The sequence below is a fragment of the Bartonella sp. AP7XZML genome (assembly GCF_042195745.1).
GTDB lineage: Bacteria > Pseudomonadota > Alphaproteobacteria > Rhizobiales > Rhizobiaceae > Bartonella.
In genome coordinates this window covers 1-8,211 of the sequence record NZ_JBHIOT010000075.1, presented here as the reverse complement: position 1 = coordinate 8,211, position 8,211 = coordinate 1, and the positions used below count along the sequence as shown (strand labels likewise).

At 40.8% G+C, this 8,211-nt stretch carries 9 protein-coding genes, 1 tRNA gene and 1 pseudogene; 8 read left to right on the top strand and 3 right to left on the bottom strand.

Annotated elements, in window-relative coordinates; translation table 11 throughout:
- The 4 genes from ACFILT_RS06025 to ACFILT_RS06010 form a co-directional block, all read left to right on the top strand.
- Nucleotides 1-205, top strand: a 205-nt coding sequence (locus ACFILT_RS06025) for a hypothetical protein (protein ID WP_375679737.1), incomplete at its 5' end; no start/stop codon positions are given.
- Nucleotides 206-272: 67 nt separating this feature from the next.
- A complete protein-coding gene (locus ACFILT_RS06020) occupies nt 273-1,037 on the top strand; it encodes a lambda exonuclease family protein (protein WP_375678389.1) in 765 nt (254 codons plus the stop codon).
- A 277-nt stretch (nt 1,038-1,314) separates the two neighbouring features.
- Nucleotides 1,315-1,476: a hypothetical protein gene (locus ACFILT_RS06015; RefSeq protein WP_375678390.1), complete on the top strand. Its 162-nt coding sequence runs from the start codon at nt 1,315-1,317 to the stop codon at nt 1,474-1,476.
- A 304-nt stretch (nt 1,477-1,780) separates the two neighbouring features.
- Nucleotides 1,781-1,945: a hypothetical protein gene (locus ACFILT_RS06010; RefSeq protein ID WP_375678391.1), complete on the top strand. Its 165-nt coding sequence runs from the start codon at nt 1,781-1,783 to the stop codon at nt 1,943-1,945.
- A gap of 509 nt (nt 1,946-2,454) precedes the next feature.
- Here ACFILT_RS06010 and ACFILT_RS06005 read toward each other — a convergent pair.
- A pseudogene (locus ACFILT_RS06005) lies at nt 2,455-2,688 on the bottom strand (DnaJ domain-containing protein); the annotation flags it as partial.
- A gap of 228 nt (nt 2,689-2,916) precedes the next feature.
- Nucleotides 2,917-3,429, bottom strand: a complete 513-nt coding sequence (locus tag ACFILT_RS06000; protein WP_375678392.1) for a hypothetical protein — start codon at nt 3,427-3,429, stop codon at nt 2,917-2,919.
- Between the two features lie 528 nt (nt 3,430-3,957).
- Between ACFILT_RS06000 and ACFILT_RS05995 the strand changes: the two genes are divergently transcribed.
- Complete coding sequence (locus ACFILT_RS05995; protein WP_375678393.1) at nt 3,958-4,101, top strand: hypothetical protein; 144 nt, start codon at nt 3,958-3,960, stop codon at nt 4,099-4,101.
- A gap of 1,137 nt (nt 4,102-5,238) precedes the next feature.
- On the opposite strand, the gene ACFILT_RS05990 is transcribed toward ACFILT_RS05995, so the two are convergent.
- Nucleotides 5,239-5,313 (bottom strand) — tRNA-Thr (locus ACFILT_RS05990).
- Between the two features lie 176 nt (nt 5,314-5,489).
- Between ACFILT_RS05990 and ACFILT_RS05985 the strand changes: the two genes are divergently transcribed.
- From ACFILT_RS05985 to ACFILT_RS05975, 3 genes are all read left to right on the top strand, one after another.
- Nucleotides 5,490-5,642, top strand: a complete 153-nt coding sequence (locus tag ACFILT_RS05985; RefSeq protein ID WP_375607050.1) for a hypothetical protein — start codon at nt 5,490-5,492, stop codon at nt 5,640-5,642.
- 176 nt (nt 5,643-5,818) lie between these two features.
- On the top strand, nt 5,819-7,114 hold the full coding sequence (murA, locus tag ACFILT_RS05980) for a UDP-N-acetylglucosamine 1-carboxyvinyltransferase (RefSeq protein WP_375678394.1): 1,296 nt from the start codon (nt 5,819-5,821) through the stop codon (nt 7,112-7,114).
- A 348-nt stretch (nt 7,115-7,462) separates the two neighbouring features.
- Nucleotides 7,463-7,792: a hypothetical protein gene (locus ACFILT_RS05975; RefSeq protein WP_375678395.1), complete on the top strand. Its 330-nt coding sequence runs from the start codon at nt 7,463-7,465 to the stop codon at nt 7,790-7,792.
- Nucleotides 7,793-8,211 lie beyond the last annotated feature (419 nt).

The window sequence follows — 8,211 nt, the reverse complement described above, 5'->3', positions numbered from 1 at the left end:
AGGTTTTTTTATCGGGGAGAAAATATCACGCGTTATGCTTTCGTCTAGGGAGGGCGCCGCTTGGGGGCTTAACCGATATGGAAAAGGAGAGGATGAGAAACTTGTGGGGAGGGGGATGTTGAGGGGGGCGTTTCCAACAGCTTTTGTGATTTCAGCAGCACAATATTTAAGGATGCTGTCATTCTTAGTGGGGAATGCATCTTAAAAGATATGAATGTTTCAAAGAGAATATGTTGCAAAAAAACACCTTAAAGATGAAGGGGAGAAATACTATGCCAATCATTATCGATTGTATTCAAGGAACAGAGGAATGGCAGCAAGCGCGTAATGGTTTGATTACGGCTTCGTTGTTTGAGATGGTTATGGCACGAACAAAACAAGGGCAAAAAACGTCACGCTATCAGAGTGTGATGATGAAATTGGCGGGAGAAAGAATTACCGGAAAAACCGTTGATGAAGGGACAACACTTTCTCAGCGACGTGGGACTGAATTAGAACCAAGCGCGCGACAGCTTTATGGGAAACTGACACATACAGAACCTGAATGTATTGGCTTTGTTTTGGCTGATGATCGCGGACAAGGATTTTCTCCCGATGCTTTTGTTGGAAAAAATGGATTGTTGGAAATTAAAACAAAAAAACCTGAAATTTTAATTCCTCATTTCATGCAAAAGGGCTTTCCAGCAGAACATAAAGCACAATGTCAAGGAGGGTTATGGATTTCTCAACGCGAATGGGTGGATTTAATGCTCTATTGGCCGGATATGCCTCCTTTGATTAAACGGGCTTATCGTGATGAAGCGTATATTTGCAAGCTTGAAAATGAAATTAGCCGTTTTAATGAGGCTTTGGAGAAGATGGTACAGCAAATTAAATCTGTTGGGACAGGTTTTCATATAAGAACAGAAATTGCTTTGAAGGAGGGAGAAAGCGGGGAGTTTGGAGCGCATGCAAGACGTATGCTGGAGGGCAAAACAAGAATGAGACGGGGTGGGAAGGGATCTTGTGTAGCGTTGAGGAGAGGCAAAGTTCTATAAAAAGGAAAGAGCAGAGGGGGAAAAGAGCTGGTTTTTGTGTTGGAGGAGGGTGCCAAACAGGGGGGCGCAGGGAAGCAGGGAGCATAGCGAACTTAGGGGACAGGAATGTGAAAGGCATGGTGGGAAAATGTGGGAAGAAAGGGTGCTTGGAGCGCATGCAAGGCGGCGCGGTATGCTGGAGGGGAAAACGAGAATGGGGAGTAAGGCTAAGTGTTCAGAGGTATGGAGGCTGTGATTTTGGGTGCTTTTGTGGTGAGTGTTGGGGGGGGGAGCCGCAATGAAAGGGCTGAGTAGCTTTTTCATTGTGGTGACAATGGTGTACGTTATGCTTTCGTTCTTGGGGGGAGAGAGCTTTGCGGGGGCTTGGGGGATTTTCTTAGCCGATATGGAAAAGGGGGAGATACGCGGCTTTAGGAAGAGAAATGTTGGAGCGGGATGAGGAGGAAATGGTGGGGATGAAGGGGGCAGGTCGTTATCCTGTGACTTGGAGTGACACGAAAGCATGCTAGAGAACAAAAATGAGGTTTAGGGGGAAGGGAAGCAGCAGTACAGATAGGTTCCAACCTATAAAAAGGCACGTTCAAGGAGGAAAAGAGCCGGTTTTTATGTTTTTGCGGCACGCAAGTAGGGAGCTTGGAATGATACGTAAAGCATGCTGGAAAATGGAAGGAGGTGTTTGGCGGGGGAGGTCGTTAAAGCTTGTTTAGACGTATTGGGACAACGGGGAGCTTCTGGCCGCTTTTGTGTTGTGCCGTGTTTGGGGGCGCGATGAAAGTCCCCCCATGATGGCGAAGTTGCCGGACAAGTGCTTTTTCATTGGAGAGGAAATGGTTCTTGTGGTGCTTTTGTTTTTTGGGAAAGAGTCGTTTGAGGGGCATTTTTTAGCCGATATGGGAAAAGGGATGTAGGGGCATGAGAAAAAGTCTGTGTGGAGTCAAGTGGGCTTGTTGGGGGAAAGATTGGGGGGCAGGTTGTGGAAGAAATAGAGGGGTGGAGGGGGGAGAATAAGAAAAGAACGGATAGAGACATTATAATCTTTATGTTTTTCTACACTACCTTGTTATAGAAAATCAAAAATGACCACACCTTGTGAATTCACTGTGGGTCGCTCTTAATACTCTTCAAAAGCACTGATCAATAGATACTTCTCCATATAAATTTGATAAATGATATTAGTATGAGCCCGAAGATAAATGCACCAATCTTTACCAAATATCCTTTTATGCTTATGAGAATTAATAACCCTATACTTATTTATTCCTAGTGGTATATTCCACGTAAAAAACGAAATTATATAACACATTACAGGTATTATTCCACAAATAATGAAAATTACATACGCGATACTATCAATTACACGCTTGGTATTATCTTGTCGTCTGTTCTCTTGGTTTCTACTAATTTCAGAAGCCTTGTGATTATCTTTAAAAGTTTTATGATAGAACTGATTGTAAGCAGCTCTCTTTTGAGGATCTTTAAGAACTTCATAGGCTTCACAAATTTTTCTGAATTTTTGTTCTGCTTCGGTACTAGAATTATGATCAGGGTGGTATTGCAGAGCTAATTTACGAAAAGCAGATTTTATCTGTTTATCGTTGCATGCGTAGCTTACACCAAGAATTCCATAATAATCGTCTTCATTGACTATCATTAAATACAGCCACTTTGTGTATTGCTCTTATTTTACAAGATCATTTAATTGATCTCTTTTGAATGTATCAACATGTGTTATTTTTATGTTAGAAATATGGTTAAAATCGTATTGAATGGCATGGCTGTACTTGGGGCTATTGTCTCTAAATGAGAGGAGATACAGTTCAAAACGCTTAAAAATGCAGGGTGTTTTTAATATTTTAGAAATATTTTTTACAAAAATAGATTAAAAGAGAGACGATAAATCAGATGTAAAAGGGACGGCAATAATAGCCAAGGTTGTCATTATTGTAAATAAACAGGCAGGAACCTTAAATCTAAAACGCCAAAGTAAATTTATGGGAACAGACATTATCGTTGTTATTACGAATGCTACGATAAACCATTGCAGGAATAAGTTCATTATATTAATTTCATTATTAAAACGATTTTGATTAAGACGATTTTGTTTTAGTTCTTCCTCTGAAACACAATCGATAATAGAAACGCCATAATAAACAGGAAATTTTCCACCTGGACAAGCGCTAACAGAAAATTGTTCAAGCTCTAACCATTCTCTTTCGCGTTCTTTTTCTAATAGCTTCTTTTTTATTTTCTGTCTTATATATTCTTTTGAAATACAATTGATCGGAGAAGTACTTCCAACAAAAAGACCATCTGTTGTACATCCACTCGTTGTATGATGCGTAAATAAAACAGCGCTTATTACGATAGCGAAGAAAATAAAGTGTTTAAACATAAGGTATTTATTGTCGTTTGTTTCTGATGAGCTTTTATAAGTCATTTCTGTTAAATAAATCAATATGTGTTATTTTTGTGTTGAAAATATACGTAAAAACGTATTTAATAAAAATGGTTATAATGATCATAATGTGTCTAAATAAAGGTGTGGTACTGGTTAAAACCCCGCATATGTGGGGTTTTAGCTTATTGGAGGAGGTATGACAGCAGAAAATATAAGGGGATCTGTAGCCAAAATGGTTGTCCTAGGGTGGGGAGAGTAGGGAATATCCAAAATACTCCAAATGAAATATACTTGTTCTTGTACATTCACGCACTTGTTTTAATAAAGATATCTCGCTCTAAGCTCATTTCACATCCATTTCATGCCGGCGTTCGTAAATTTCATACTGGCGCCTGTGAATAATATCGTGAGGGGTATAACGGTCAAGCCCCGTAAATTATAAAGTCCGTAGGTTATAAAACCCTGTAGATTATAAACATTGCGCACCCTATCTTACTTTATGAAAAAGTAAGTTAGTACTATTTGGGGCCCGTTGCCAAAATTGCGGCATGGGCTGTAGCTCTTGAGACGATTCATAATCTCGTTTACTGGGAGGCTTCTTACGAAGAGATATGCTTTTCTTGGAAAGTTTCTCGCCATACGGATCTTTCTGTTTGTGAACTGTAAGCAAAGAGGAGTGATTGATTTCAATAGAATAGAGGGGGAGAGAATTTTTTGCTCTTCGGATTCTTATGCAAGAGGAATAACGCTATCTGTATCAATCAAAGTATTCGTATAAAAAAGATGCGTGTTGAAAGAGGGATGGCTTAGAACACGTGGAAAACCATAGTGTATAAAATTGGTAATGAGGGATCTTCTTTGAAAAGGCAGGCTCTCAATTTTCTGCCATATGGGGTGCCTAGTATATGGGGATGTCTGTCATATGAGATGTTTGCTATATGGGATGTTTGCCATATGGGAGCGTGGGGTGGTTTAGTGAAAGCTTTATTGAGGGGGACTTTATCACTGTTTGGTTTTTGCTTTTGGTAAGGGGTGGGGAGAATGGGGAAGGAATTGAGAGGAGGTTCTGGAAATGGCTCTGTTAGATTTGTTGTAAATGACGAATAGGATCGATGAAGCTTATTCTAATTTTTACAGGGAATACTTGTGTTGCTTGAGGTGGGTAGAGAGGCTAGAAAGATAAGATTATTCGTTTTGGGGCGGATAAAGGTATCAATGGGATATGTTCAAACAATGAGTTTATAATAATTCATTATTGAGATTTAATTTGAATTTCAATGAGAGCCCGAAATAGTGTGAGATGTTCTTATTTCAACCCTTCTTATTCAGACGCTCTTATATTGAATCAAGTAAAATCGTTTGTTTGCATATTACAAACAGGGTGAGCTTGTGGGGGAAAATATTCAAGAAATAAAATATTGAAAAAATAAAAATGCTTATATCGCACTCAAGTGCTAAGAGCTGTTGCAACAGTGAGGCTTGGCAAAGAGAAGGATAGGGCAAATCTTACAGAAAGGAAAGAGGGGGGAGGCAAGGAAAGAAGGGAGGCAAGGGGTGGGGGGATATTCTTTGGGGGGCGGTCAATTTCAAAAGCCGTTCGTAAGGCATTTTAGAGATTAAGCGTGGCATTGAGGCTCTTGATTTTGAAGCCATTGATTTTGAAGCTACTGATTTTGAGGCTATTGAAGCGCATGGTTTAAAGGATGGAGGATTTGATGAATCCGATGGAGGTTGGGGGAAAAGATTTAGGCTTATAGGGAAGACTTATAAGGGCAAGAAGAGAGAGGCAAAAGAAGAATAAAATGGTGCTGCGAGAGAGGATTGAACTCTCGACCTCTCCCTTACCAAGGGAGTGCTCTACCACTGAGCTACCGCAGCCCTTTTCAATCTTTGCGCTGTCTTGTGCCATATTGTCAGAAAATAGGCAAGAGAACATTTGTATATTCTTGCAAGAAAACGTATCTTATGTCATGACATATGTTTCTTATATGCTTAAATATTTAAGGTTATGAGTTGCTTGGATAGAAGCTCAACACTGTTTAAAAGGTTGCGCAATGACACAAATGCATCAAAAACAAAAACAAAATGAAATTAATCATCAAGATGAAAAAGCAAAACGACGTCAAGAAAGATTGGCACAACAATTGCGTCAAAACCTGAAACGTCGAAAAGAGCAAAGCCGAAAAAGAGCACAACCAGAGCTCTAAAATGCAAAAAGCTCTAAAATGCAAAAAAATGTTTTTTAGTAAATTTTTGCAACCAAACTTCTCAATAATTTGTTCTCATAGTTAGAATGCGTTCTAAAACGATTAATAAAGCATAACTTCCCGAAGGGGGACAATCCTTTGGAAGGGCAGGCACAAAGGAAAAGAGGGAAAACACGATGGATTCTATTCAAATTGTTGGGGGAGAAAAACTTCAAGGAACAATTCCTATTTCTGGGGCAAAAAATGCTGCATTGCCTCTTATGATTGCGGCGCTGCTTACAGAAGAAACGCTCACTTTAGAAAATATTCCGCATCTGGCCGATGTTGAATTGCTTATTCGTATTCTCAATAATCATGGTGTTGGATATGCCGTTGATGGACAAGAGTTTAACGATGAATGTGTGAATTCAAGAACAATTCATTTTACGGCGCAAAAAATAGCCACAACACGGGCACCATACGAACTGGTGAAAAAAATGCGTGCAAGCTTTTGGGTTATCGGACCTCTGCTTGCACGATGCGCAGAGGCTTATGTTTCGCTTCCTGGAGGATGCGCTATTGGAACAAGACCTGTCGATTTTATCCTTGAGGGACTTAAAACTTTAGGCGCACAGATTACTATCGAAAATGGATATGTTCATGCAAAAGCGCTAAAGGGGTTAAAAGGTGCTCACTATCGTTTCCCTAAAGTCACTGTTGGTGGAACCCATGTGCTGCTGATGGCGGCGACAATGGCAAAGGGAACAACCACTCTTGAGAATGCGGCTTGTGAGCCAGAAGTGACAAACCTTATTCGAACCCTGAATGCTATGGGGGCTCAAATAACCGGTGAAGGAACAACAACGCTTACAATTGAAGGGGTTAAAAAACTCAACGGTGCTAGAGTACGCGTTATTGCTGATCGAATCGAAGCGGGAACATATGCAATGGCTGTTGCTATGACGGGAGGAGATGTCTTTCTTAAAAATGCAAATCCTAATCATCTCACAAAAGTGCTTAAGGTGCTCCAAAAAACAGGACTCGAGATTCAAATAGAACCTCAAGGAATTCATATTAAGCGAAATCCAAAGAACACCAAAATTATGCCCGTTGATATTAAAACAGGACCTTATCCTGCTTTTCCAACCGATCTCCAAGCGCAATTCATGGCGCTCATGACACGGGCTGAAGGAATCGCGCATATTACAGAGACGGTTTTCGAAAATCGTTTTATGCATGTTCAAGAACTCAATCGCTTAGGGGCAAAGATAAAGCTTGATGGGCAGACGGCAACTGTCTATGGAACAGAGAATTTGCAAGGGGCTCCTGTCATGGCGACGGATTTGCGTGCTTCTGTTTCTCTTGTGATTGCAGCATTGGCGGCAAAGGGGGAAACAATCGTCAATCGTGTTTATCATCTTGATCGTGGATTTGAGAGATTAGAAGAAAAATTGGCTCGTTGTGGTGCAAAAATCCAACGCATCACAGTGTAAATCTTTCAAAGATATGCTGAATGCTTTGCGCTGTGGTTGAGGGGGGCGATTGCTTGGGGGCGTTTTAACACAATGTTTGCTTGTTGGGAGGGGCTGGGCTTGGGGCGCTGGGCTTGGCTGGTGCATTTTTAATGGTTTACTCTCTTTCTTGTGGAATTTTGGAGCCGTATATTCTTGATGATTTTCTCAATAGTTCTTTCAAATCTCCATCTTTCAAGGGTATGGCTTTTGTGGCTGCTGTTTTCTTTTCGGAATGGTTTTTCTTTCGTGTAAAGTTTTGCTTCTCTCACTCTTGAGGAGGCTCGTGATTATTGTCTAAGTTTCGTTCATGGCGCTCATGACGCGGGGTTGAGGGAAGCGCGTGAAATTACAGAGACGGTTTTCGAAAATCGTTTTATGCATGTTCAAGAACTCAATCGCTTGAGGGCGCAAATAAAGCTTGATGGGCGAGAGGGCAACCGTCTCGTGGAACAGAGAATTTGCAAGGGGGACCTCTTCATGGCGACGGATTTGCGTGCTTGTTGTTTCTCTTGTGATTGCAGCCCTCTTACTCTTGTTACATTGGCAGCAAAGGGAGAAACAATCGTCAATCGTGTTTATCATCTTGATCGTGGATTTGAGAGATTAGAAGAAAAATTGGCTCGTTGTGGCGCAAAAATCCAACGCATCACAGTGTAAATCTGTAAGATGTCTCTCAAAAATGGCTTTGGGAGGGGGTGATATGTTGTTAGGTGTGCTTTTGGGAGGTGTGATCTCAAAAATAAAGGGTTATTAGTCCTCTCAATAAACGTGGGTTTTATTTCATGGTTTTGGAGTTTTTACGAGCGGGCATAAAAGTTTGAGAGGCGGGGGTGGAGCTCATAAAATAAAGACTGTTTTTAAATTTTATTGCTAATTTCCTGAAATTACTTTATACCTTAAAGGGTAACTTTGGTCGTCTACGCAACGACCAAGAGGGATTCAAAAACCCCTAAAATCCGAGCGTAAAAATGAACCTACTCTTGTGGGTGTCCCGGGATTCCGGGAGTTTTTGCTATGTCCAGGTGCGCTCTAGCACTAAAAGCAAAAAAGCTGACTCGGATTCAGTGTTTTTGACT

Excerpts from the sequence above, each read along its gene's own strand:
- ACFILT_RS05985 (WP_375607050.1), top strand. The coding sequence starts at position 5,490 with ATGACACAAATGCATCAAAAACAAAAACAAAATGAAATTAATCATCAA.
- ACFILT_RS06020 (WP_375678389.1), top strand. The coding sequence starts at position 273 with ATGCCAATCATTATCGATTGTATTCAAGGAACAGAGGAATGGCAGCAA.
- ACFILT_RS06000 (WP_375678392.1), bottom strand. The coding sequence starts at position 3,429 with ATGTTTAAACACTTTATTTTCTTCGCTATCGTAATAAGCGCTGTTTTA.
- murA (WP_375678394.1), top strand. The coding sequence starts at position 5,819 with ATGGATTCTATTCAAATTGTTGGGGGAGAAAAACTTCAAGGAACAATT.
- ACFILT_RS06015 (WP_375678390.1), top strand. The coding sequence starts at position 1,315 with ATGAAAGGGCTGAGTAGCTTTTTCATTGTGGTGACAATGGTGTACGTT.